This is a genomic window from Streptomyces sp. PR69, from assembly GCF_026420845.1.
Lineage (GTDB): Bacteria > Actinomycetota > Actinomycetes > Streptomycetales > Streptomycetaceae > Streptomyces.
Genome location: NZ_JAOWCB010000005.1, coordinates 33,893 through 57,569 on the forward strand (window position 1 = coordinate 33,893; position 23,677 = coordinate 57,569).

The following is a 23,677-nucleotide window of genomic DNA, read 5'->3' on the forward strand; positions in this document are numbered from 1 at the left end:
AGCAAAGTGACCCGAAGGTAACCGCGATGACTTACCCGTGGTAACCAGTCGGTATGTTACGTAAGAGTAACAATCATGGGTGCGGCCGCCGGCGTCCCGTCAGCGCAGAGCGCTCTTCGTCTGCCACTCCTCCCAGCTCAGATTCCACTCGCCATAGCCGTTGTTGAGCGCCTGAGTGCCCTTGGCGTCGTCGCCCGTGACCTCGAAGGGGTCGCCGATCTGAACGTTGTCGTAGACCCACTTGGCGTCGGCGTCGCTCATCCCGATGCAGCCGGAGCTCTTGTTCGCATTGCCGAAGTAGGCCGCGTTCCACGGGGCGGCGTGTGCATACATTCCGGACCAGGTCAGCCGCATCGAGTAGTCGACCATCTTGTCGTAGGCATTGCCGAGGCCGACCGTCTCGGAGCGCATATTGATCGTGCCCTCCTTCGACATCAGCACCGTCTTGCCGCGCCAGGAGGCCTTCTCGCCGCCCGGAGTGCCCGCCGACATCGGCACGTCCTTGACCTCCGCGCCGTCGCGCAGCAGCTTCAGCCGGTGGCCGTCCAGATCGATCTTGACGATCTGGTTCTTCCCGATGGTGAACGTCGTGGTGTAGTCACGGACGAACCAGCCGCCTTCCGCGCCCGAGTCGACGCCGTTGAGATCGGCGTTCAGCGTCACCTCGGTGCCCGGCTGCCAGTACTTCTCGGGACGCCAGTCCACCCGGTCCTTGCCGGACCAGTCCTGCATCCAGCCCCACGACCCCTTGGTGTCGTTCGAGGTGGTGACCTTCAGCTGCTTCTCCACCGCGGCCTTGTTCTTCACCGGGTGGTCGAAGACGATCGACAGCGGCTGCCCGATGCCCACCGTCGTGTTCTTGCCGGGGGCCAGGGTCAGCTTGTTGACCTTCTCCGGCTCCGCGGTGGCGAATTCCGCGCTCGCGCTTCCGCCGTCCGCGTCCTTCGCCCGCACCGAGTACGCGGTGCCGGGCGCCGCACCGCGCTGAGACGTCCAGCTTCTGCCGTCCGCCGCTATCTTCCCCGCGAGCTGCGCGCCCTTGGAGTCGGTGACCGTGACCTCCGCGAGCCTGCCCTCGCCCAGCGTCACCTTCACCGGCTCGCCCGCCTTGGCCTGCTTGCCCGTCAGATTGACCGAGATCTCCGTCCGCTTCTTGCCGCCGGCGTTCGCCGCGCTGCCCGTGTCGGCGGAGGCGCCGCCGGAACACGCGGTCAGCGCCGCGGCCAGGGTCGCCGCCGAAGCGGCGAGAGCGGCGCGCGCGGCGCGGCCCGTACGGGCAGGGCGGCCGGGGCGGCGGCCACGGCGGGGGAGCGGGCGTATGCGGCTGAGGCTCAACGGTCTACCTCCGATGGGATCTCGTTCTGAGATGAAGAGTCCTCATCGCAATGACTGGTTGCAGTACATGTGCGATTTCCCGGAAACTCCGGTGTGACAAGAAACGCAGAGGTTGAAGGACTTTGGCCCCCCTCGGCAGGGGCGGAAGTCCCGTCAGCCGCCCCGGCGCGGCCGGGCGCCGCCCAGCGCCCTGGCGCGCAAGGCGGCGTTTCGAGACAACGGCGCGCGGCCGCAATCCAGCCGAACTCCCCATGGCGACCCGGCCGAACGCGCCGGTGACACTCCCCGGGGCGCGCGAAATGCGCCAGCGGGCAACAGAAGGCCGTGCGTCCGGACTTGCCCGCCCGCGGCGTTGCGGCCAACGTGGTGGTGGCGTATGACCGTGCCGGCGATCGGAGAAGCCGTGGCCCCCTTCCCCCTGCCTTACTCACTCCACGGTTCCGGCCCGCACAAAGTCATCGCCGTGCACGGCTGGCTCGCCGACCGCGCCGACTACGCCGCCACCCTGCCCGACCTCGACCGGGAGAGCTTCACCTACGTCTTCGTCGATCTGCGCGGATACGGCGAGGCGCGGGCCACCGCCGGTCAGTACAGCACCGCGGAAGGCGCGGCCGATCTCGTCGCGCTCGCCGACGGACTGGGCTGGCGGACCTTCTCGCTCATCGGCCACTCCATGGGCGCGTCGGTCGCCCAGCGGGTCCTCGCGGTGTCGCCGGAGCGGGTCCGACGCCTCGTCGGGGTCTCGCCCGTGCCGGCGTGCGGGCTGAAGATGCCGCCCGGCCAGTGGGAGCTGTTCGCCTCGGCCGCGGAGAAGCCGGAGAACCGGCGGATCATCATCGACCGCACCACCGGCTCCTGCCGCCCCGCCGCCTGGCTGGACCGGATGGTCTACCGCTCGCAGACCCGCACCGACCCCAAGGCGTTCCGCGCCTGGCTCGACTCCTGGTCCGGTGAGGACTTCCGGACGAAAGTGGAGGGAGTCCGAACGCCCGCGCTTGCCGTGACCGGTGCGCTCGACCCGGCGATCACCGCGGACCTCATGCGGCAGACCTGGATGCGCTGCTACCCGGAGGCGGAGCTGGCGGAGCTCGGCTGCGCGGGGCACTACGCCATGGACGAGACGCCGCTGCAACTCGTCCGCACGGTCGAGGACTTCCTGCGCGCGGACGGCTGAGGCGCACCCGGCGGCGTGATGATGTCATCTGGACCTCCCGGGTCTCCCGAGCCTGCGGGTTCTCCCGAGCCTGTCGAGCCTGTCGGGTCTCCCGGTCCTCCTGGTTCTCCTGGTTCTCCCGACGTCTTCGACCCGCGGATCTACGGGCGCGGGCTGCCGCATGAGACCTTCGCATGGCTGCGCGCACACCGGCCCGTGTGCTGGCAGGAGGAGTACGAGGTGCTCGGCTGGCCGTCCGGACCCGGCTTCTGGGCGGTGACCCGCCATGCCGACGTGGTGCGGGTGCTCAGGGACTCCGCCGCCTTCTCCTCGTACCTCGGCGCCACCCAGATCCGCGATCCCGACCCCGCCGATCTGCCCTTCATCCGCCGCATGATGCTCAATCAGGATCCCCCGGCCCACGGCCGGCTGCGCCGGCTGGTCAGCCGTGCCTTCACACCGGGGCGGACCGGCCGCTTCGAGGCGGCGGCACGCGAACGCGCCAGGACGCTGCTCGCCGCGGCGCGGGACGCGGGGCCCGTCGTCGATCTGGTCAAGACCGTCACCGACGACTACGCCCTGCTCAACCTCGCCGACCTCCTCGGCGTCCCCGAGAGCGACCGCGGGGCGCTGCTCGACTGGACCGAACGGGTCATCGCCTACCAGGACCCCGAGTCCCCGCCCGTCGTGGACGCCGACGGCAGACCCGTCAATCCGCGCTCGCCCGCCATGCTGGAGGAGATGTTCGCCTACGCCAGGCAGCTCGCCGCGCACAAGCGGACCGCACCCGGCGACGATCTGATGACCGTGCTCGCCCAGTCGGAGCTGTCGGACGGGGAGCTGGAGATGTTCTTCTTCCTGCTCACCGTCGCCGGGAACGACACCGTCCGCAGCGCCGCGCCCGGCGGCTTCCTGGTGCTCGCCGGCCGGCCGGACGAACAGCGCGGACTGCGCGCCGGCCGGGTGAGCCCGCAGAGCGCCGTCGAAGAGCTGCTGCGCTGGCATCCGCCCGTGCTGTCCTTCCGCAGGACCGCCGCGTACGACACCGAGCTGGCCGGGCAGCCGATCCGCGCGGGCGACAAGGTCGTCGTCTTCCACGCCTCCGCCAACTACGACGACGCCGTCTTCACCGACCCGCTCCGGCTGGACCTGGCCCGCACCCCCAACCCCCATGTCTCCTTCGGAGACGGGCCCCATGTGTGTCTGGGCGCGCACTTCGCCCGGCTCCAGCTGCGGGTCCTCCACGAGGAGGCGATCCGCGCGCTGCCCTCCTCGCACCCGCGGACACCCCGCCGCGCCGTCTCGTCTCCAACTTCATCAACGGCCTCACATCGCTGCCGCTGGCTCTGGGCGCGGGGTGAGCGCCTCTCTCGTCACAGCCGACGCGCGCGCTTACGCCAGCCGCGACCACGCCGAGGTGCGCGTCCGCTTACTCCGTACGGCGGGTATGGCGAGAAGATCGTCATATAACCGGGTAAGGACCTGTTTCTCCAGAGAAAGGGTCCTTGGTGCGCACTCGAAGAACCGCTCTCGCCGTCGCCGGCGGCGCCGTCCTGCTGGCCGTCGCAGCCTTGCCCGCCGCCGCCCTGCCCGCGGTGGCCCCGCCCGAGCCGGGACCCTGGTCCTACCGGACCGCCGACCTGGCCGAGGACGACCGCTGGGCGGAGGAGCGTGAAGAAGGAACCGCCGCCGCCCCGGCCGAGGCGAGAGCCCTGCTCGCCAAGGTCCAGCGGTGTCGGCAGATCTCCAAGGGGAAATACCGCAAGGACGCGGGGGCGCGGGCGGACATCCCGGTGTGCGGGACGGACGGGGCGGTCTTCTGGAAGGCCGACATGGACATCGACTGCGACGGGGTGCCCACGGCGAAGTGCAACAGCCGGACGGACCCGTGGTTCCACGCCACGACGGCCTTCCGGCAGTCCGACGGCCGCCATCTGAACGCCGAGAAGCTGCCGTTCATCGTGGTGCCCGCGCCCAGCCGCATCTGGGACTACCGCGCGCACGGCATCCGGGGCGGGTCGGCCGCGGCGGTGATCTACCGGGACCGCGTCCAGTACGCGGTGGTGGGGGACACCGGGCCGACCACCGTCATCGGCGAGGCGTCCTACGCCGCGGCCAAGGCGCTGGGGATCGACCCGGACCCCCGGGGCGGGGGAGTGCCGTCCGGAGTGACGTACATCGTCTTCAAGAACACACGGGTTTCCCCGATCGAGGACCGGGCGGAGGCGGCGCGGGTGGGGGCGGCGATGGCGGCGGGATTCCTGGCGGACGAGTGACGCCGCCGCGGCGTGCGGGGGCTTCGCCCTGTGCGGTTCTTCGCTCCGTGCGGCCCTTCGCTCCGTGCCCCGGGGTTTCCCGGGCGGGTCCGCCCTCGTTGGGGGCACGTTCCCCTCCGGCCCGGGCGGCTTCGGTCACCCGGCCCCAGTGCACCGGACAGGTGCTGGGTACGCGGGGTCTCCGGCGCCTGCCCGGGCCATGGGCATCCCGCACGTGACCGGGGGTCACAGGGCTGTGAGGATCCTCGGGCCGGAGGCGGTGACGGCGACGGTGTGCTCCGCGTGGGCCGCGCGCGTCCCGTCTGCCGTGCGGACCGTCCAGCCGTCCCCCGCCGTACGGCATCCGTCGCCCCCGCCCGCGATGAGCATCGGCTCGATGGCCAGCACCATGCCGTGGCGCAACGGCATGCCCCGACCCGCGCGCCCCTCGTTCGGCACCGCCGGGTCCTCGTGCATCCGCCGTCCCACCCCGTGGCCGCCCATCCCCGCCGGGATGCCATAGCCGGCTCGCCGGCACACCTGCCCGACCGCATGGGCGATGTCCCCCACGCGGTTGCCGACGACCGCCGCCGCCATGCCCGCGGCCAGCGCCTCCTCGGCGGTCCTGATCAGCCGTTCGTCCTCCGGGCGGCCCCGCCCCACGGTGAAGCTGACCGCCGCGTCGCCGGCCCAGCCGTCCAGCACCGCCCCGCAGTCCACGCTCACCAGGTCGCCGTCGCGCAGCCGGTATCCGCCGGGGACGCCGTGCACGATCGCGTCGTTCACCGATGTGCACACGACGGCGGGGAAGGGCGTCGGCGCCCAGCCAGGGTGATATCCGAGGAACGGCGACTCCGCCCCGGCCTCGGCCAGCACCCGCCGCGCCGCCCGGTCCAGCTCCCGCAGGCCGACCCCCGGCGCGGCGGCCTCCCGCGCCGCGGCCAGCGCCCGCGCCACTGTCCGGCCCGCTTCCCGCATCGCCTCGATCGACGCATCGCTCTTCAGCTCCACCACGTCCACGCCTCCACCGATGAGATCACCGTTATTCAAATACCGGGATAAGAATACCGTGATTAGAATCGGGTCATGGTGCGCACCCCACTCACCCCCGAAGAACGCGAACGCGGCGAGCGGCTCGGGCGGCTGCTGCGCGAGGCCCGTGAGGCGAGCGGTGGCCGGAGCATGGCCGAGGTCGCCGCGGCGGCGGGGATCTCCGCCGAGACTCTGCGCAAGATCGAGACCGGCAGGGCGCCGACACCGGCGTTCTTCACGGTGGCGGCGCTTGCGTCGGCGCTGGGGTTGTCCATGGACGACTTGGCCGCCCGATGCGTGCTTGCGCCTGCCGGCTAGGGGTGGGGGTCCGCCCGGACGGGCTCTTTTGAGCCTCGCCGGCGATTGAGGCGCGGGGGGCAGAAATCCAGCCTCTCCGGCGTTTGAGGAGCGGGGGTCCGGGGGCGGAGCCCCCGGTTAAGGAGCCCGTCCTCTCCGCGCCGCGCCGCCGTCCGTAGGCGTCTGGGAGCCCATCCGAAAACGCCGCGTAGCCGTCCTGTAACACGGATGCGGTCCAATGCCTGCGGTTCCAACGAGGGCAGGGACGGCGATGACAGAACATCAACTCCCGCTGGAAACGCAGGTTTTCGCGCGGTACCTCAGTGAGCTGACGGCGCTGCTCGACGAGTCCGCCGGCTGGTGCGGCGTCTTCTGGCAGCGCGATCCCGGCGGCATGCGGGCCTGTCTCGACGGCGTCGAGGTTCCGCCGTGGGATGTGGTGGAGGCCCTGCTGCACGACCTCGCGGGGGTCAGGGGCGCGGAGGCCGCAGAGCTCGCGTCCGTACGTGCGCGGGAGCTGCACTCCGCGGCGGCCGCGGCGTACGACCGGCTGCCAGGGGGCCGCGAGGCGCTGGTGGAGCGGCTGGAGCTGATGCTCCGTGAACAGACGTATGCCGCGGACCGTGCGGAGGAGCTGCTGCGCCGGATGGGCGCGGAGCCGGACGGCGGGCCTGAGGCCGAACGGCTCGCGACGGACCTGGCCTGGGCGCGTGACGACCATGCACGGGCCACCGCCCGAGTCGCGGAGTTCCGCGGCCGCCTCGCCGCCCACCGGGATGAGGCGGGCCCCACGGCCGCCACAGCCCCGACGCTGGGCGCGCCCGCGCCGTCCGCGCCCGCGCCGTCCGCGCCCGAGCCCTCTGCGCACCAATCCTCCGACTGGTTCCGCCCCGCACGGCCCGACCCGGAGGCTCAGCGCGAGCCGGAGGCCAAACCGCATCCCCAGCCCCAGCCTCAGCTTCAGCCGGACTCCGGGCCTCGCGCCGAGCCCGCACGCTCCCGCAAGCCGCGGCGGCCTCGCGGAGCCAGGTACGCCGGGATGGAGGCGGAGGCGGCGGATGACGCGTCGCCGGAGGGGGCCGCCGCCGTGCCCGTGCTGCCGGCCGCTCCGTCCGCGACCCCGCGCGGCGCACGCTTCGGCGGCTCCCCGGCCGACGCTCCCGCGCCCGCCGCGCCACCCGTCCCCGACGCCGCCCGGCACGCCGCCCGGGAGACCGTCGCCGCCCTCGGGCGGCTCCGCGCGGAGGGCCGCAGCGGCGAAGCGCACGTCGTTCTCTGCGAGGCCGCCGCCCGCCCCGCCGACTGGCTCCCCGTGTTCGCCGCGGAGCTGTGCCGCGCGGGCCTCTCCGCCGACTGGGCGACCCTTCTGTGGGAGGCCGCCTCGCAGCCCGCCCCGCGGCTCGCGGCGGCCGCCTCGGCCCTGGCCGCGGCCGGCCGGGCCGACGACAGCCGTCAGCTCCTGCGCCAGGGCGTCGCGCGCCCGGCGGCCGACATCGCCGCCGCGGCGCTGGCGCTGGAAGACGAGGGCGGCGGGCCCGAGGCCCATGCGCTGCTCACCGCGTTCGCTCGGAGCCGTACGCCCGAGGAGACCGCGAGCATCGCCGAGACCGCTCCGCGGCGGCTGGTGCCGCGTCTGCTCGACGCCGCCCGCGCGGTCTCCGCGGCACGCGAGCGCGATCTGGTGCACGCGCTGCGCGTGGCGGGCCATCTCGCCTGAAGGCCGCCGGCCCGCCGGACAGTCAGGCCACAGCCCATCAGTGCGTCCGGCCCGCTGACGGACTCCGCCCATCCATGCTCACCCCTGACCGATCCGCGTCGAAACATGATCGACTCGGCGGGTTAACGACGATGGTCTTGCCCCGCTGTGTGACGGGGCTTACGTTCTCCTCCTACGCACTGTCTACGTGCGTAGAGGCTCTCTGACGCGCCGTCGAAGGAGCGACCCATGGCCCAAGTCGTACGCGCCGCGCTCGTCCAGGCCACCTGGACCGGCGACACCGAATCCATGATCGCCAAGCATGAGGAACACGCCCGCGAGGCGGCCCGGCAGGGCGCCAAGGTCATCGGCTTCCAAGAGGTCTTCAACGCACCGTACTTCTGCCAGGTCCAGGATCCGGAGCACTACCGCTGGGCCGAGCCGGTCCCCGACGGCCCTACCGTACGCCGGATGCAGGCGCTCGCCCGCGAGACAGGCATGGTGATCGTCGTCCCGGTCTTCGAGATCGAGGGCGCCGGCTTCTACTACAACACCGCGGCCGTCATTGACGCTGACGGCTCCTACCTCGGCAAATACCGCAAGCACCATATCCCGCAGGTGAAGGGCTTCTGGGAGAAGTTCTACTTCCGGCCCGGCAACGCCGGATGGCCTGTGTTCGACACCGCCGTCGGCAAGGTCGGCGTCTACATCTGCTACGACCGCCATTTCCCGGAGGGCTGGCGGCAGCTCGGTCTGGCCGGCGCCCAGCTGGTCTACAACCCCTCCGCCACCTCCCGCGGTCTGTCCGCCTATCTCTGGCAGCTCGAACAGCCCGCGGCCGCCGTCGCCAACGAGTACTTCATCGCCGCCATCAACCGCGTCGGCCAGGAGGAGTACGGCGACAACGACTTCTACGGCACCAGCTACTTCGTCGATCCGCGCGGCCAGTTCGTCGGCGAGGTAGCCAGCGACAAGGAGGAGGAACTGGTCGTCAGGGACCTCGACTTCGACCTCATCGACGAAGTGCGACAGCAGTGGGCGTTCTACCGGGACCGCAGGCCCGACGCATACGAGGGGCTGGTGCGGCCGTGAGCGACCTCTACGAGCGCCACCGCGCCGTCATCCCCGACTGGATCGCCCTCTTCTACGAGCGCCCCATCGAACTCACCCACGGCGAGGGCCGCCATGTCTGGGACGCCGACGGCAACCGCTATCTCGACTTCTTCGGCGGCATCCTCACCACCATGACCGCCCACGCCCTGCCGGAAGTCACCAAGGCGGTCAGCGAACAGGCCGGGCGGCTCATCCACTCCTCCACCCTCTACCTCAACCGCCTCATGGTGGAGCTCGCCGAGCGCATCGCGTCCCTCTCCGGCATCCCCGACGCCCGGGTCTTCTTCACCACCTCCGGCACCGAGGCCAATGACACGGCGCTGCTGCTCGCCACCGCCTACCGCGGCTCCAACCAGATCCTGGCGATGCGCAACAGCTACCACGGCCGCTCCTTCTCCACGGTCTCCGTCACCGGAAACCGCTCCTGGTCCACCACCGGCCTCTCCCCGCTGCAGACGCTGTATGTACACGGGGGCGTCCGCACCCGCGGGCCGTACGCGCAGCTCACCGACGACCGGTTCACCGAGGCGTGCGTCGCCGACCTGGAAGACCTCCTCGGGCACACCCGCGACCCCGCCGCGCTGATCGCCGAGCCGATCCAGGGCGTCGGCGGCTTCACCTCCCCGCCGGACGGGCTGTACGCGGCCTTCCGCGAGGTCCTGAACCGCCACGGCGTGCTGTGGATCTCGGACGAGGTGCAGACCGGCTGGGGCCGCACCGGCGACCACTTCTGGGGCTGGCAGGCGCACGCCGACAGCGGCCCGCCCGACATGCTCACCTTCGCCAAGGGCATCGGGAACGGCATGTCCGTCGGCGGAGTCGTCGCCCGCGCCGAGATCATGAACTGTCTGGACGCCAACTCCATCTCCACCTTCGGCGGCTCCCCGGTCACCATGGCGGCGGGTCTGGCCAACCTCTCGTATCTGCTGGAACACGACCTCCAGGGCAATGCCCGCCGGGTCGGCGGACTGCTGATCGAGCGGCTGCGCGCCATCGGCGCCGCCGTCCCCGCCGTACGCGAGGTCCGCGGCCGCGGGCTGATGATCGGCGTCGAACTGGCCAGGCCGGAGACCGACGCCCCGTACCCCGAAGCGGCCGCGGCCGTCATGGAGGCCGCCCGCGAGGGCGGGCTGCTCATCGGCAAGGGCGGCGGCCACAGCACCACCGTCCTGCGGATCGCACCGCCGCTCTCCCTCACCGTCGCCGAGGCGGAAGAGGGCGCGGCCATCCTCGAACGGGCCCTCCACGAGATCTGACCCGAGCACGCAAGCACCTGGGCACGCAAGCACCTGGGCACGCAAGCACCTGGGCACGCAAGCACCTGAGCACCTGAGCACCTGAGCATAGAGACTCAAGGGAGCGCACAGCATGAGCAGCACCCGCACCCTGATCCGCGGCGGCCTGGTCATCACCGCGGCCGACGAGACCCACGCCGACGTGCTCATCGAGGACGGCCGGATCGCCGCGCTCGCCGCACACGGCACGGCGGCCGCAGAGTCCTGGACCGCCGACCGCACCATCGACGCTACCGGCAAGTACGTCATCCCGGGCGGCGTCGACGCCCATACGCATATGGAGCTGCCGTTCGGCGGGACCTTCGCCTCCGACACCTTCGAGACCGGCACCCGCGCCGCCGCCTGGGGCGGCACCACCACCATCGTCGACTTCGCCGTCCAGACCGCAGGGCAGGCCCTGCGGGCAGGTCTTGACGCCTGGTACGCCAAGGCGGACGGCGTCTGCGCCATCGACTACGCCTTCCATATGATCCTCTCCGACGTCAATGAGTCGACGCTCAAGGAGATGGATCTGCTGGTGGAGGAGGGCATCACCTCCTTCAAGCTCTTCATGGCCTACCCCGGCGTCTTCTACAGCGACGACGGACAGATCCTGCGGGCCATGCAGCGCTCCTCCGCCAACGGCGGGCTGATCATGATGCACGCGGAGAACGGCATCGCGATCGACGTCCTGGTCGAACAGGCCCTGGCGCGCGGCGAGACCGACCCCCGCCACCACGGCGAAGTGCGCAAGGTCCTGCTGGAGGCGGAGGCCACGCACCGGGCCATCCAGCTCGCCCGGGTCGCCGGCGCCCCGCTGTATGTCGTCCATGTCTCGGCGGAAGAGGCCGTCGCCGAACTCGCCGCCGCCCGCGACCGGGGGCTCCCCGTCTTCGGCGAGACCTGCCCGCAGTATCTGTTCCTGTCTGCGGACAATCTCGCGGAGCCGGACTTCGAGGGCGCGAAGTACGTCTGCTCCACGCCCCTGCGCCCCCGCGAGCACCAGGCGGCGCTCTGGCGCGGACTGCGCACCAACGACCTCCAGGTCGTCTCCACCGACCACTGCCCGTTCTGCTTCAGCGGACAGAAGGAGCTGGGCCGCGGCGACTTCTCCAAGATCCCCAACGGACTGCCCGGCGTGGAGAACCGGATGGATCTCCTCCATCAGGCCGTGCTCGACGGCCGTCTCACCCGCCGCCGCTGGATCGAGGTCGCCTGCGCCACCCCGGCGCGCATGTTCGGGCTCTACCCGAAGAAGGGCACCATCGCGCCCGGCGCCGACGCCGACGTCGTGATCTACGACCCGCACGCCGAGCAGACGCTCTCGGCCGCTGCCCACCATATGAACGTCGACTACTCGGCGTACGAGGGGAAGACGGTCACCGGGCAGGTGGAGACGGTCCTGTCGCGCGGCGAGGTCGTCATCGACCGGCGCACCTACACCGGCCACGCCGGACACGGCGTCTACACGCCGCGCTCCACCTGCCAGTACCTGAACTGAGGAGGCCGTACGCCATGGACTTCGGACTCGTCCTGCAGACCGATCCGCCCGCCTCGTCGGTCGTCTCCCTGATGCGCCGCGCCGAGCGCAACGGCTTCCGCTACGGCTGGACCTTCGACTCGGCGGTCCTGTGGCAGGAGCCCTTCGTCATCTACAGCCAGATCCTCGAACACACCCAGCGGATGACCGTCGGGCCGATGGTGACCAACCCGGGCACCCGCACCTGGGAGGTCACCGCCTCCACCTTCGCCACCCTCAATGACATGTTCGGCAACCGCACCGTCTGCGGCATCGGACGCGGCGACTCCGCGATGCGCGTCGCCGGGCGCAAGCCCAACACCCTCGCCCGGCTCGGCGAGGCGATCGACGTCATCCGCGACCTCGCGGAGGGCCGGGACGCGTTGGTCGACGGGCAGCGGCTGCGCATCCCCTGGGTGAGGGACGGCAGGCTGCCCGTCTGGATGGCGGCGTACGGACCCAAGGCGCTGGCGCTGGCCGGGCGGAAGGCCGACGGCTTCATCCTCCAGCTCGCCGACCCCTTCCTCACCGAGTGGATGGTCAAGGCGGTGCGGTCCGCGGCCGCCGAGGCGGGCCGCGACCCGTCCGACGTCACGATCTGCGTGGCCGCCCCCGCGTACGTCGGAGAGGATCTGGCGCACGCCCGGGAGCAGTGCCGCTGGTTCGGCGGCATGGTCGGCAACCATGTAGCGGATCTCGTCGCCCGCTACGGCGAGCACTCCGGCATGGTGCCCGAGGCCCTCACCGCGTACATCAAGGAGCGGCACGGCTACGACTACAGCCATCACGGCCGCGCCGGAAACCCCTCCACGGACTTCGTCCCCGACGAGATCGTCGACCGGTTCTGTCTGCTGGGGCCGGCCGAGGCGCATATCGAGAAGCTGCGGGCCCTGCGGGAGCTGGGTGTCGACCAGTTCGCGGTGTACGCCATGCACGACGCACGCGAAGCCGTGATCGACGCGTACGGGGAGAAGGTCATCCCCGCGTTCGCCTGAGCCCGCCCCGCACGGCCGACCGCCCGCGCCCGTCCGCCCCCGTCCCCGGCTCTCTCCCCGCCGCATACGAAGAACGGCATGCCTATGTCCGACGTGCCCGCGCCCATATCCCCGTCATCCCCGTCATCCCCGTCATCCTCGCCATCCCCATCCGCATCCCCATCCCCCCAGGCGACCGCCGCCGACGGCAGGGTGGAGCTCGCCCCGGGCGCGTATCCGGCCGACAGCCCCTTCGCCAACGCCGATCTGCACCCCGTGCCGCTGGCCGAACGGCGCTGGACCACCTATAACTTCGCCGCGCTCTGGATCGGGATGGCCGTCAACATCCCCTCCTGGACGCTCGCCTCCGGTCTGGTCGCCCTCGGCATGGACTGGAAGCAGGCCGTGCTCACCATCGCGCTGGGCAATGTGATCGTGCTGCTGCCGATGCTGCTCACCGGCCATGCCGGGCCCAAATACGGCATTCCCTTCCCGGTGCTGGCCCGCGCCTCCTTCGGGCTGCGCGGGGCCAATCTGCCCGCCCTGCTGCGCGGACTGGTCGCCTGCGCCTGGTTCGGCATCCAGACCTGGATCGGCGGTGCGTCCATCTACTTCCTGGCCGGCCGGATCTTCGGCGCGGGCGGCTGGTGGACCGGGGCGGGCACGGTCGCCGGATACCCCTGGACCCAGTGGCTGTGCTTCCTGCTGTTCTTCGCGATCGAGATCGTCATCATCCTTCGCGGCATGGAGGCCGTGCGCCGACTGGAGAACTGGGCCGCGCCGCTGATGCTGGCGGGCGCCCTGGCGCTGCTGTGGTGGATCGCCGACAAGGCCGGCGGCTTCGGCCCGCTCCTCGACCAGCCCTCACAGCTCGGCTGGGGCGGTGACTTCTGGAAGGTGTTCTTCCCCGCGCTGATGGGCATGGTCGGCTTCTGGTCGACGCTCTCCCTCAACATCCCGGACTTCACCCGCTTCGGCGCCGGCCAGCGCGCCCAGGTGTGGGGCCAGAGCCTGGGACTGCCCACCACCATGGCCGCCTTCGCCCTGCTGTCGGTGCTCGTCACCTCGGGCTCGCAGGCGGTGTACGGCGAGCCGATCTGGGACCCCAGCCAGCTGGCGGCACGGATGGACAGCACCGCCGGCGTCGTCTTCGCGCTGCTGGTGATCCTTCTGGCGACGCTGTCCACGAACATCGCGGCCAATCTCGTCAGCCCGGCCTACGATCTGTCCAATCTCGCGCCCAAGCTGATCACCTTCCGCACGGGCGCGCTGATCGCCTGCGTCATTGGCGTCGTCATCTTCCCCTGGAAGCTGATCGAGAACCCGGACGTCTATATCTTCACCTGGCTCGGCACCGTCGGCGGCCTGCTCGGCACGGTCGCGGGCATCCTCATCGCCGACTACTGGCTGCTGCGCCGCACCCGTCTGGAGCTGGCCGGGCTCTATACGGCGGGCAGCGTCTACTGGTATTCCTCCGGCTGGAACCGGCGCGCGGTCACCGCCTTCGCCGCGGGCGCGGTGCTCGCGGTGGGCGGCTCGCACTCCGCGCCGGGCAAGGGGCCGTTCCCCGAGGACGGGCTGATCCCCTTGCTCAAGCCGCTCGCCGACTACGGATGGGCGGTGGGACTGGGGGTGTCGCTGGCGCTGTATCTGGCGCTGATGGCCCCGGTGACGCGGCGACCACGCTGAGCGGTTCGCCGGCGTGTGCGGCGCGGGGGGGGCCGGGGCGGAGCCCCCCCCGGTCGCGCCGGCTAGCGGGTGTGCCGCTGGGCCTGGACGATCTGGCGCATCGTGCGGTCCGCTCCCGCCATCCGCCGCTGGACCCGCTCCGACAGCGCCGGGAACTGGCCGCCGATCGCCGTCAGCAGCTTCAGCTCGAACGGCGCGACATTGACCTCGGCCCGGTTCTGCTCGATGGCCCGCACCACCCCGCTGACGACCTGACGGGGCGAGACCGTGCGCAGCCCGCCCGGCGTGGCCGCGCCGGTCGCGGCGAACATCCCGGCGTCTCGCACAAAACCGGGCTGGACGATGGAGACGCCCACCCCGGTGTGGTGCAGATCCTGGCGCAGCGCCAGCGCGAAACCGCGCAGCCCGAACTTCGACGCGCCGTACAGGGCGGCCGCCTTGGTCGCGGTCTTGCCGGACATGGAGCCGACGAAGGCGAGATGGCCCCGGCCCGCCTTGGCCATCCCGGGCGCCAGCAGCCGGGCCAGCATGGCGGGCGCACGGAGGTTGACGGCGAGGGCGCGGTCGATCTGGCCCGGGGTGTAGTCCAGCAGATCGCCGCTGGAGGGCAGGGCGGCGTTGGCGATCAGGATCTGCGCGCCGGACGCCTCGGCGGCGAGGCGCTCGACATCGTCGGGGTCGGCCAGATCGGCCGTGACGGTACGCGCGCGGTAGACGGCGGCCAGCGGCTCCAGAGCCTCCTTGCGGCGGCCCGAGAGGATCAACTCGGCTCCCCGGGCGTGCAGTTCGGCGGCGAGTGCGCTGCCGATGCCGCCGGTGACTCCGGTGAGCAGAACCGTTGCTCCGGTGATGCGCATCTGGTTACCCTCCAGTTCTGTTCGTTCGAACGAACAATAGGGAGGCGGGGCGGTCATGTCCACCGGGACATTCACCGGACTGGCGCAAAGCGCCAAAGAGTTGACGGAGGGTCATACAACCTCCGAAGAGCTGACGGCCCGAGCGATCCGGCGCATCGAGGCCAGCCAGAGCACGGTCAACGCCTTCCGCTGGGTGCGCGGTGAGCAAGCCCTTGAGGAGGCGAGGGAAGCCGACCGCAGGCTGGCGGCGGGGGAGCGGCTGCCGCTCCTCGGAGTGCCGGTCGCGGTCAAGGACGACACCGACGTCGCCGGGCTGCCCACCCTCTTCGGCTGCCGCGGCGAACTCCCGCCGAGCGCCGCGGACGGCGAGTCGGTACGGCGGCTGCGCGCCGCCGGGGCCGTGATCGTCGGCAAGACCAACTCCTGCGAGCTGGGCCAGTGGGCCTTCACCGAAGGGCCCGCCTTCGGCGCGACGCGCAACCCGTGGTCGCTCACCCACACCCCCGGCGGCTCCTCGGGCGGCTCGGCCGCGGCCGTCGCCGCCGGACTCGTGCCCGCCGCCCTCGGCTCGGACGGCGCGGGCTCCATCCGCATTCCCTCCGCCTGGTGCCATCTCGTCGGCATCAAACCGCAGCGCGGCCGGGTCTCCCTGCACCCGTACGCGGACGCCTTCCAGGGACTTGCCGTCAACGGCCCGCTCGCCCGCACGGTCGCCGACGCGGCGCTGCTCCTCGACGCCGTCCAGGGGGCCCGGCCAGAGGACCGGCACCGGCCGGGCGCCGTCGACGCCTCAGCGGCCGCGCGGCGCGAGCCCGGACGGCTGCGCGTCGCGCTCGCCTGGCGGCCCCCGATGACCCTCACGGGCGCCGCGCCGCACCCTGAAGTCCGGCGCGCCGTCGGCGAGGTGGCCGAAGCCCTGGCCCGCCTCGGCCACCATGTGGAAGAGGCCAGGCCCCGCTACGGGCTGGTCGGACTTGCGCTGGTCACCCGTGCCAGCGCGGGCATCGCCGAGGTGGCCGCCCACCACCCGGAGCCCGCGCTCCTCGATCCGCGCACCCGCACCGCCGTGCGCCGCGGACGGGCGCTCGGCGGCCGTACCCTCTCCGGTCGCGCGGTCCGGGCCGCGCGCGCCATGGAGGCGCGGCAGCAGCGCCGCATCGGCGCGATCTTCGACGCGTACGATGTGGTGCTCACCCCCACCACGGCCGCGCCGCCGCCCCGCGTCGGGACGTTCGACGGGCTCAGCGCCTGGCGCACCGACTCCACGATGATCGCCGCCTGCCCGTACGCCTGGCCCTGGAACGTCCTGGGCTGGCCGGGCGTCAATGTGCCCGCCGGCCTCACCCGCGACGGCCTGCCCGTCGGCGCGCAGCTGCTCGGCCCGGCGGGCGGCGAGGAACGCCTGATCTCGCTGGCCGCCCAGCTGGAAGCAGACCTCCGCTGGCACGAGAAGCGGCCGCCCGCCCCCGCGATCAACGGGAGCGCACCGGTGGAACAATGACCGCCATGTCCCACGCCGTTCGCTCCGCCCCGGTCACCCGGCAGCGCATCATCGCCGCCGTCCTGCACATCATCGGCCAGGGCGGAGTCGCGGCGGTCACCAACCGGCGCATAGCCAAGGAGGCCGGGGTCTCCCTCGGCTCCGTCACGTACCACTTCGCCAGCCAGCACGAACTGCTCAGGGAGAGCCTGCTGCACTTCGTCCGCGAGGAGACCCGCCGCTTCACGGAACTCGCCGACGCCTGCCAGCAGGAGGGCATCGACATCGAAGGAGCGGCGGCGCTGGCGGGGCAGGTGGCGGGCGGCATGGCCTTCGACAGCGAACACATCGCGCCGTTCGAGCTCTATGTGGAGGCGGGGCGGGACGGGCGGCTGCGCGAGGCGGCGGCGGAGGCGTTCGCCGCGTATGACCGCCTGGCCGCGCAGATCCTGGGCGGCCTCGGCGTCCCCGACGCCGAGCGCCTGGCGGCGACGACGGTGGCGCTGGTGATGGGCCTCCAGCTCCGGCGACTGGCCACGGGGTCGCCCGCGGAGGACCTGGTGGACGCGCTGCTCCTCCTGGCGCGCGGCGCGCTCCCGGGGGCTACGCCCCCGCACCCCCGCGCCTCGAACTCCCTCAGCTAGGACACGGCCTTCAGGCCGTATGGGGGTCCGGGGGCGGAGCCCCCGTTTCGGGATGGGGCGGGGCTGGGGAGAAACCCCCAAGCCACCCGCACCCACAGGAGCCCCCACCCCGTGTTCACCACCCGCCCCACCCTCACCGGGGTCTTCGGCATGGTCTCGTCCACGCACTGGCTCGCCTCCCAATCCGCCATGGCCGTGCTCGAAAACGGCGGCAACGCCTACGACGCCGCCGTCGCCGCGGGATTCGTCCTGCATGTCGTGGAGCCGCATATGTGCGGGCCCGCCGGGGAGGTGCCGGTCATCGTCGCGCCGGCGGGCGGCGAGGTGCGGGTGCTGTGCGGGCAGGGGCCCGCGCCCGCCGGGGCGAGCGCCGAGGCGTATCGGGCGCTCGGGCTCGACCTGGTGCCCGGCACCGGGCCGCTCGCCGCCGCCGTGCCGGGCGCGTTCGACGCCTGGATGCTGCTGCTGCGCGACCACGGCACCAAGTCCCTGGCCGAGGTGCTGCGGTACGCGATCGAGTACGCCGACCACGGGCACCTCCCGGTCCCCCACATCGGCGAGACCGTCGAGACCGTCCGCGAGCTGTTCGAGACCGAGTGGACCTCGTCGGCCGAGGTCTATCTGCCCGGCGGGCACGCCCCTTCCCCCGGCCGGCTGCTGCGCAATCCCGCCCTCGCCGCGACCTGGCGGCGGCTGATCGCCGAAGCCGAGGCGGCCGGCCCCGGCCGCGAGACGCAGATCGAGGCGGCGCGCGCCGTCTGGCGGGCGGGGTTCATCGCCGAGGCGCTTGTGCGGCAGGCGGCCCGGCCCACCCTGGACACCAGCGGCGCCCACCACACCGGCGTGCTGACGGCCGGCGACCTGGCCGGCTTCTCGGCGTCGTACGAGCCCCCGGTCAGCTACGACTGGCGGGGCTGGACCCTCTGCAAGGCAGGCGGCTGGAGCCAGGGCCCGGTGCTCCTCCAGCAGCTCGCACTGCTCCCGGACGAACTGCCCCCGTACGCTTCGGGGGAGTATGTCCACCTCCTGGTCGAGGGCTGCAAACTCGCCATGGCCGACCGCGAGGCCTGGTACGGCGACGCCGCCGGCGTCCCGCTCGGCGATCTGCTCTCCCCTTCGTACAACGCCGCCCGCCGCACGCTGATCGGCGAGAAGGCCTCGTACGAGCTGCGGCCGGGCAGCCCCGGTGGCCGCACACCCCGCCTCAGCCCGTACGCGACCGCGCTCCCCGGACCCGCCGGCGGCCCGGGCGCCGGTGAGCCGACCCTGTCCGCCGACGGCGCGACCCGCGGCGACACCTGCCATGTCGACGTCGTCGACCGCTGGGGCAACATGGTCGCCGCCACCCCCAGCGGCGGCTGGCTCCAGTCCAACCCCGTCGTCCCCGAGCTGGGCTTCCCCCTCGGCACCCGGCTCCAGATGACCTGGCTGGACCCCGGGCTGCCGGGCACCCTCACCCCAGGCCGCCGCCCCCGCACCACGCTCACCCCGTCCCTCGCGCTGCGCGACGGCGAGCCGGTCATGGCCTTCGGCACCCCCGGCGGCGACCAGCAGGACCAGTGGCAGCTGCACTTCTTCCTGGCGCTCGCCCACGGCGGTCTCGGCCTCCAGGCGGCGATTGACGCCCCGAACTGGCACAACGACGCGTTTCCCAGTTCGTTCCACCCGCGCGGCATGCGCCCCGGCAGCGTCACCGCCGAGTCGCGCATGGCCCCCGAGACGCTCGCCGAACTGCGGCGACGCGGCCATGACGTCACCATCGGCGGCCCCTGGTCGGAGGGGCGGCTCTGCGCGGTCGCCCGCGACCCGCGCACCGGGGTCCTGTCCGCCGCGGCGAACCCCAGGGGAATGCAGGGTTACGCGGTGGGGCGCTGACCGCACCGACGGTTGTCAGCGGACCATGCTTAGCTGGACGTATGATCGATGACTTCGCAAGCGCCCACCTGACCGACGTCGAGGAGGCGCTCCGCAAGGCGGCAGCCGCCGAGATCACTCCCCGCTTCCGGCAGCTCGCCGAGCACGAGATCGTCGAGAAGAGCGGGCCGCACGATCTGGTGACCATCGCCGACCGCAGCGCCGAGGAGCATCTGACGGCCTCGCTCACCAAGCTGCTCCCCGGCTCGGTCGTGGTCGGCGAGGAGGCGGTGCACGCGGACCCGTCCGTATACGAGGCGCTGCGCGGCGACGCCCCGGTGTGGATCGTCGACCCGGTCGACGGCACCCGTCAGTTCGTGCACGGCGAGCCGGAGTTCTGCACGCTCGTCGCCCTGGCGCAGGGCGGCGAGACGCTGGCCTCCTGGACATACGCCCCGGCGCTCGACGAGATGGCCGTCGCGGTCCGCGGCGGCGGCGCGCGGCTGAACGGCGAGGCGCTGCGGGCGGGTTCGCCCGAGCCCGGCGCGGTGCTGGAGGTCGCCATGTCGCACCCGGACTTCACGACGGACGAGGAGAAGCACGCCCTGCTCGGGCTGCGGGCGCCCGGTGTGCACACCCGCGTGTGCGGCTCCGCGGGACTGGAGTATCTGAACGTCGCCAGGGGCGCGTTGGACGCGGTCGCCTTCTCCTGGGAGCTGGCCTGGGACCATGCGGCGGGACTGCTGCTCGTCGCCGAGGCGGGCGGGGCGAATCTGACGCTCTCGGGCGAGCCTTTCCGCCTCTTCGGGGGCAACGCCCTGCCGTTCACGGCGGCGCGCGACGCGGCCACGGCCCGGCGCGTACGCGAGCTGCTGGCCGGCTGACGGCCCCCTGCGGCGGCCGGGGGCTGACACCCAGCCAGATCTGCTGTCTCCCCCTCCTCCACGGCGGCCTATTCTGGGAACCTCTTGGCCATCGGCAGACGAAGGAGTCCCAAGGTGCCGTCGATGCTCGACGCCGTCGTGGTGGGGGCGGGACCCAACGGGCTGACCGCAGCCGTCGAACTGGCCCGCCGCGGCCTGCGCACGGAGGTGTTCGAGGCCCTCGACACGGTCGGCGGAGGTGCCAGGACCGAGGAGCTCACCCTGCCCGGCTTCCGCCATGACCCATGCTCCGCGGTGCATCCGCTGGGCATCGGCTCACCCGTCTTCGCGGAGCTGGCCCTGGAGCGGTACGGACTTGACTGGCTGCACGCCGAGCGGCCGCTCGCCCACCCCTTCCCGGACGGCACAGCGGCCGTGCTCACCCGCTCGCTGGGGGAGAGCGCCATGTCGCTGGGGGCCGAGGACGCGGGGGCGTACCGCCGGCTCGTCCAGCCCTACCTGGGACACTGGGACACGCTCGCGCGGGATTTCCTGCGCACGCCCTGGGACGGCCTGCCCCGCGACCCGTACCGCTTCGCACGCTTCGGCCTCGCCGCCATCCAGCCCGCGAGCTGGCTCGCGCGCCGGTTCCGCGGCGAGCGGGCGCGGGGCCTGCTCGCCGGGCTCGCCGCCCACGCCATCGCCCCCACCAGCGGGCTCGCCACCGGCGGCATCGCCCTGATGTTCGCGCTCGCCGCCCATGCCAGGGGCTGGCCGCTGCCCCGCGGCGGCTCCCAGGCCATCGCCGACGCCCTCGCCGCCGCTCTGCGCGACCACGGCGGCCGGATCCACACCGGCGTCGAGGTGAAGCGGCTCGACGAACTGCCCCCGGCACGGGCGTATGTCTTCGACACCTCCCCGACCGCGCTCGCCCGCATCGCGGGGCTGGGCGACGCCTACCGCCACTACCGCTATGGCGCGGCCGCCTTCAAGATCGACTACGCGCTGTCAGGACCGGTGCCATGGACCGCCGAGGAGGCCAGGACCGCGGGCACCGTGCACCTCGGACCCACGGCCGAGGAGATCGAGGCGGCCCTCAGCGCCGCCGTCACCGGCCGCGCCCCGGACAGACCGTTCCTGATCACCTCACAGCCCACGGTCGTCGACCCGTCCAGGGCCCCGGAGGGCAGACACATCCTCTGGGCGTACGGGCATGTCCCGGCGGACTGGGACGGCGACGCGACCGAGGCGATCGAACGGCAGCTGGAGCGCTTCGCCCCCGGCTTCCGCGACCTCATCCTGGCCCGCGCCGTCTCCGGCCCGCCGCAGCTGGCCCGGCGCAACGCCAACTACGTCGGCGGGGACATCGCCTGCGGCGCTTTCGCGGGCCTTCAGACGCTCATCCGGCCGCGCCTCGCCCGTGTGCCATACGCGACCCGGCACCCCTCCGTCTTCATCTGCTCCTCGGCCACCCCGCCCGGCCCCGGCGTACACGGCATGTCCGGCCACCATGCGGCAAAAGCGGTCTGGCGGCGGCTGCGCACCGCGCGCTGAGAACCGGCGGAGGGATGATGGCCCCATGGCTGCCATCACGCTCGTCCAGGGCGACATCACCCGCCAGCGCGCCGACGCCATCGTCAACGCCGCCAACTCCTCCCTGTTGGGCGGCGGCGGAGTGGACGGGGCCATTCACCGCCGCGGAGGCCCCGAGATCCTCGCCGAGTGCCGCGCCCTGCGCGCCTCCCGCTACGGCAAGGGCCTGCCGACCGGCCAGGCCGTCGCCACCACCGCGGGCAACCTCGACGCCGATCATGTGATCCACACCGTCGGCCCGGTGTGGTCCGCCTCCGAGGACCGCTCCGGGCTGCTGGCCTCCTGCTACCGCGAGTCCCTGCGCGTGGCGACCGGGCTGGGCGCGCGGACGGTGGCCTTCCCCGCGGTGTCCACGGGCGTATACCGCTGGCCCATGGACGACGCCGCCCGCATCGCCATCCGCACCGTCCGGGCGGAGGCCGCCCCGCCGATCGAGGAGGTGCGGTTCGTCCTCTTCGATGAACACGCCTATCGGGAATTCGAGACGGCCCTGGCAGCGGAAGGCTGATGTCGTTTTTCCGCCAGCCGAGCCCGGTGGCCGTGCCCCATGCTTGAGCCATGCACACCGACACGGAACGCTGCGTACGCGCCGTCCAGTCGAAGGACGCCCGCTTCGACGGCTGGTTCTTCACGGCCGTGCGCACTACGGGGATCTACTGCCGCCCCAGCTGCCCCGCGGTGCCGCCCAAGCCGGAGAACATGACCTTCTACCCGAGCGCCGCCGCCTGCCAGCAGGCCGGCTACCGGGCCTGCAAACGCTGCCGCCCCGACACCACCCCCGGCTCCCCCGAGTGGAACGCCCGCGCCGACGCCGTCGCCCGCGCCATGCGGCTGATCAGAGACGGCGTCGTCGACCGCGAGGGCGTCCCCGGCCTCGCCGCCCGCCTCGGCTACTCGACCCGCCAGATCGAACGGCAGCTCCGCGCCGAGCTGGGGGCCGGGCCGCTGGCGCTCGCCCGCGCCCAGCGCGCCCAGACCGCGCGGCTGCTCATCGAGACGACGTCCCTGCCGATGGCCGACATCGCCTTCGCCGCGGGCTTCTCCTCCATCCGCGCCTTCAACGACACCGTCCGCGAGGTCTTCGCCCTCACCCCCGGCGAACTGCGCACCCGCGCCGCCCGCCGCTCCCCGGACGCCGCACCGGCCCGGACGCCCGGAGCGATCACCCTGCGGCTGCCGTACCGCACCCCGCTCACCCCCAGCAATCTCTTCGGGCATCTCGCCGCCACCGCCGTCCCCGGGGTCGAGGAATGGCGCGACGGCGCATACCGCCGCACGCTCACCCTCCCGTACGGGCACGGCATCGTCGCCCTCACCCCGCGGCCCGGCCATATCGCCTGCCGGCTCTCCCTCACCGACCACCGTGACCTCACCATCGCCATCAGCCGCTGCCGCTGGCTGCTCGACCTGGACGCCGACCCGGCCGCCGTCGACGACCGGCTGCGCGCCGATCCGCTGCTCGCCCCGCTCGTCGACAAGGAGCCGGGGCGGCGGGTGCCGCGCACCGTCGACGCCGCGGAGTTCGCCGTCCGCGCCGTCCTCGGCCAGCAGGTGTCCACGGCCGCGGCCCGCACCCACGCCGGCCGGCTCGTCGCGGCCCACGGGCAGCCCGTCGACGACCCCGAGGGCGCACTCACCCACCTCTTCCCGTCGCCACAGCAGCTCGCCGCGCTCGACCCGGAGAGCCTCGCCCTGCCGCGCAGCCGCCGCACCACCCTCACCACGCTGGTCGCGGCACTGGCCGGCGGCGCACTCTCCCTCGACCCCGGCAGCGACTGGGACCACGCCCGCCGGCAGCTCACCGCGCTCCCCGGCTTCGGCCCCTGGACCGTCGACGTGATCGCGATGCGCGCCCTGGGCGACCCCGACGCCTTCCTCCCCACCGACCTCGGCATGCGCCGCGCCGCCGCGGAGCTGGGCCTGCCGTCCACCCCCGCAGCGCTCACCGCCCGAGCGGCGGCCTGGCGGCCCTGGCGCGCCTACGCCGTCCAGTACCTATGGGCCACAGACAGCCACCCCATCAACTTCCTTCCCGTATAAGGACCCTGG

At 72.7% G+C, this 23,677-nt stretch carries 19 protein-coding genes and 1 pseudogene; 17 read left to right on the plus strand and 3 right to left on the minus strand.

Features of this window, described 5'->3' with window-relative positions; translation table 11 throughout:
- Positions 1-99: 99 nt before the first annotated feature.
- Complete coding sequence (locus OF819_RS06325) at positions 100-1,335, minus strand: L,D-transpeptidase (protein ID WP_416370480.1); 1,236 nt, start codon at positions 1,333-1,335, stop codon at positions 100-102.
- Positions 1,336-1,711: 376 nt separating this feature from the next.
- On the opposite strand from OF819_RS06325, the gene OF819_RS06330 reads away from it, so the two are divergent.
- The 3 genes and pseudogenes from OF819_RS06330 (at position 1,712) to OF819_RS06340 (ending at position 4,764) form a co-directional block, all read left to right on the plus strand.
- Positions 1,712-2,509 (plus strand): alpha/beta fold hydrolase, encoded by a 798-nt coding sequence (locus OF819_RS06330; protein WP_267242363.1) that lies wholly within the window; start codon positions 1,712-1,714, stop codon positions 2,507-2,509.
- Positions 2,510-2,530: 21 nt separating this feature from the next.
- Positions 2,531-3,849 (plus strand): annotated as a pseudogene (locus tag OF819_RS06335) (cytochrome P450).
- A gap of 147 nt (positions 3,850-3,996) precedes the next feature.
- Positions 3,997-4,764: a glycoside hydrolase family 75 protein gene (locus OF819_RS06340; protein WP_267242364.1), complete on the plus strand. Its 768-nt coding sequence runs from the start codon at positions 3,997-3,999 to the stop codon at positions 4,762-4,764.
- Positions 4,765-4,989: 225 nt separating this feature from the next.
- On the opposite strand, the gene map is transcribed toward OF819_RS06340, so the two are convergent.
- On the minus strand, positions 4,990-5,757 hold the full coding sequence (gene map, locus OF819_RS06345; protein ID WP_267242365.1) for a type I methionyl aminopeptidase: 768 nt from the start codon (positions 5,755-5,757) through the stop codon (positions 4,990-4,992).
- A 72-nt stretch (positions 5,758-5,829) separates the two neighbouring features.
- On the opposite strand from map, the gene OF819_RS06350 reads away from it, so the two are divergent.
- The 7 genes from OF819_RS06350 to OF819_RS06380 all read left to right on the plus strand — a co-directional run bounded on the left by OF819_RS06350 (position 5,830) and on the right by OF819_RS06380 (position 14,337).
- Entirely contained in the window at positions 5,830-6,093 is a 264-nt protein-coding gene (locus tag OF819_RS06350) for a helix-turn-helix domain-containing protein (RefSeq protein ID WP_267242366.1), read from the plus strand.
- 250 nt (positions 6,094-6,343) lie between these two features.
- Positions 6,344-7,789: a hypothetical protein gene (locus OF819_RS06355; RefSeq protein ID WP_267242367.1), complete on the plus strand. Its 1,446-nt coding sequence runs from the start codon at positions 6,344-6,346 to the stop codon at positions 7,787-7,789.
- Between the two features lie 228 nt (positions 7,790-8,017).
- Positions 8,018-8,860: a nitrilase-related carbon-nitrogen hydrolase gene (locus tag OF819_RS06360; protein ID WP_267242368.1), complete on the plus strand. Its 843-nt coding sequence runs from the start codon at positions 8,018-8,020 to the stop codon at positions 8,858-8,860.
- Entirely contained in the window at positions 8,857-10,137 is a 1,281-nt protein-coding gene (locus tag OF819_RS06365) for an aspartate aminotransferase family protein (protein ID WP_267242369.1), read from the plus strand. The genes OF819_RS06360 and OF819_RS06365 overlap by 4 nt, the downstream gene beginning before the upstream one ends.
- A gap of 112 nt (positions 10,138-10,249) precedes the next feature.
- Entirely contained in the window at positions 10,250-11,656 is a 1,407-nt protein-coding gene (gene hydA, locus OF819_RS06370; RefSeq protein WP_267242370.1) for a dihydropyrimidinase, read from the plus strand.
- A 14-nt stretch (positions 11,657-11,670) separates the two neighbouring features.
- Entirely contained in the window at positions 11,671-12,669 is a 999-nt protein-coding gene (locus OF819_RS06375) for a TIGR03842 family LLM class F420-dependent oxidoreductase (protein ID WP_267242371.1), read from the plus strand.
- A gap of 84 nt (positions 12,670-12,753) precedes the next feature.
- Entirely contained in the window at positions 12,754-14,337 is a 1,584-nt protein-coding gene (locus OF819_RS06380) for an NCS1 family nucleobase:cation symporter-1 (RefSeq protein ID WP_267242555.1), read from the plus strand.
- Positions 14,338-14,399: 62 nt separating this feature from the next.
- On the opposite strand, the gene OF819_RS06385 is transcribed toward OF819_RS06380, so the two are convergent.
- The gene (locus OF819_RS06385; RefSeq protein ID WP_267242372.1) at positions 14,400-15,194 is read right to left on the minus strand and encodes an SDR family NAD(P)-dependent oxidoreductase; all 795 of its coding nucleotides are present in this window, start codon (positions 15,192-15,194) and stop codon (positions 14,400-14,402) included.
- Positions 15,195-15,249: 55 nt separating this feature from the next.
- Here OF819_RS06385 and OF819_RS06390 point away from each other — a divergent pair, with 55 nt between their 5' ends.
- The 7 genes from OF819_RS06390 (at position 15,250) to OF819_RS06420 (ending at position 23,668) form a co-directional block, all read left to right on the plus strand.
- On the plus strand, positions 15,250-16,695 hold the full coding sequence (locus tag OF819_RS06390; protein WP_267242373.1) for an amidase: 1,446 nt from the start codon (positions 15,250-15,252) through the stop codon (positions 16,693-16,695).
- Positions 16,696-16,700: 5 nt separating this feature from the next.
- Positions 16,701-17,318 carry a TetR/AcrR family transcriptional regulator gene (locus tag OF819_RS06395; protein WP_267242374.1) on the plus strand — a complete coding sequence of 206 codons (618 nt, stop codon included), beginning with the start codon at positions 16,701-16,703 and terminating at the stop codon, positions 17,316-17,318.
- Between the two features lie 111 nt (positions 17,319-17,429).
- On the plus strand, positions 17,430-19,193 hold the full coding sequence (locus OF819_RS06400; protein WP_267242375.1) for a gamma-glutamyltransferase family protein: 1,764 nt from the start codon (positions 17,430-17,432) through the stop codon (positions 19,191-19,193).
- Between the two features lie 41 nt (positions 19,194-19,234).
- Positions 19,235-20,056 (plus strand): inositol monophosphatase family protein, encoded by an 822-nt coding sequence (locus OF819_RS06405; protein WP_267242376.1) that lies wholly within the window; start codon positions 19,235-19,237, stop codon positions 20,054-20,056.
- Positions 20,057-20,170: 114 nt separating this feature from the next.
- Positions 20,171-21,589, plus strand: a complete 1,419-nt coding sequence (locus OF819_RS06410; RefSeq protein ID WP_267242377.1) for a phytoene desaturase family protein — start codon at positions 20,171-20,173, stop codon at positions 21,587-21,589.
- Between the two features lie 25 nt (positions 21,590-21,614).
- On the plus strand, positions 21,615-22,136 hold the full coding sequence (locus tag OF819_RS06415) for an O-acetyl-ADP-ribose deacetylase (RefSeq protein ID WP_267242378.1): 522 nt from the start codon (positions 21,615-21,617) through the stop codon (positions 22,134-22,136).
- A gap of 50 nt (positions 22,137-22,186) precedes the next feature.
- Positions 22,187-23,668: a DNA-3-methyladenine glycosylase 2 family protein gene (locus OF819_RS06420; RefSeq protein WP_267242379.1), complete on the plus strand. Its 1,482-nt coding sequence runs from the start codon at positions 22,187-22,189 to the stop codon at positions 23,666-23,668.
- Positions 23,669-23,677: the final 9 nt, after the last annotated feature.